We start from the raw sequence: 1,453 nt of genomic DNA on the forward strand, positions 1-1,453 counted from the left end.
CTGCGCAACTTCGTCGGTGGTGAGTTCGTCGGGGGTGGGCGGCGGTTCGTCAAGCGTAGTCCGGTGACGGGTGAGCCGGTGTTCGAGGTGGCCGAGGCGGATCAGGGGTGTGTGGACGACGCGGTGGCGGCGGCGCGGGGGGCGTTGCGGGGGCCGTGGGGTCGGATGGGGGAGCGGGAGCGTGCGGAGGTGTTGCGTCGGGTCGCCGACGAGTTGGAGCGTCGTTTCGATGATCTGGTGACCGCGGAGGTTGCGGACACGGGTAAGTCGATTTCGCAGGCGCGGACGTTGGATATTCCGCGTGGGGCGGCGAATTTCCGGGCGTTCGCGGAGATCGTGGCGACGGCGCCGACGGAGTCGTTCACGACGGTCACGCCGTCGGGTGGGCGGGCGTTGAACTATGCGGTGCGTAAGCCGGTGGGTGTGGTGGCGGTGATCGTGCCGTGGAATCTGCCGTTGTTGCTGTTGACGTGGAAGGTCGCTCCGGCGTTGGCGTGCGGTAACGCGGTGGTGGTGAAGCCGAGTGAGGAGACGCCGGCCTCGGCGACGTTGTTGGCGGAGGTGATGGCGGCGGCGGGTGTGCCGGATGGGGTGTTCAATCTGGTGCACGGGTTCGGTCCGGATTCGGCGGGGGAGTTCCTGACCCGGCATCCGGACGTGGACGCGATCACGTTCACGGGTGAGTCGGCGACCGGTAGCGCGATCATGCGGGCGGCTGCTGATGGGGTGCGGCCGGTGTCGTTCGAGTTGGGTGGGAAGAACGCGGGTCTGGTGTTCGCGGACGCGGACTTGGATGCGGCGGTGGCGGGGTCGGTGCGGTCGAGCTTCACCAACGGTGGTCAGGTGTGTCTGTGCACGGAGCGGATCTATGTGCAGCGGCCGGTGTTCGAGGAGTTCACGGCGCGGCTCGCGCAGCGGGCTGGTGAGCTGTCGTTCGGGTGGCCGGCGGATGAGGCGACGGTGAACATGCCGTTGATTTCGCGTCAGCATCGGGACAAGGTGTTGGGCTATTACGACGTGGCTCGTGGTGAGGGTGCGCAGGTGTTGGCCGGGGGTGGGGTGCCGGCGTTTGGTGATGCGCGTGATGGTGGTGCGTATGTGCAGCCGACGGTGTTGACGGGGTTGGGTGCGGGGGCGCGGACGAATCGTGAGGAGATCTTCGGGCCGGTGGTGCATGTGGCGCCGTTCGATGATGAGGATGAGGCGTTCGCGTTGGCGAATGGTACGGAGTATGGGTTGGCGGCGGCGGTGTGGACGCGGGATGTGGGTCGGGCGCATCGGGCGGGGGTGGGGTTGGATGCGGGGATCGTGTGGGTGAACACGTGGTTCCTGCGGGATCTGCGGACGCCGTTTGGTGGGGTGAAGGCGTCGGGTATCGGGCGTGAGGGTGGCGTGCATTCCCTCGATTTCTATTCCGAGCTGACCAACGTCTGCGTGGACCTGACATGAGCGA

The 1,453-nt window shown here is 67.1% G+C and carries 1 protein-coding gene; it reads left to right on the forward strand.

Features of this window, described 5'->3' with window-relative positions; genetic code table 11:
* Positions 1-1,449: 2-hydroxymuconic semialdehyde dehydrogenase (locus V6U77_RS29765; RefSeq protein ID WP_334610059.1), on the forward strand; the 1,449-nt coding region annotated here is incomplete at its 5' end.
* Positions 1,450-1,453 lie beyond the last annotated feature (4 nt).

Source organism: Micromonospora sp. CPCC 205546 (assembly GCF_036902715.1).
In the GTDB taxonomy this organism is placed as follows: domain Bacteria; phylum Actinomycetota; class Actinomycetes; order Mycobacteriales; family Micromonosporaceae; genus Micromonospora.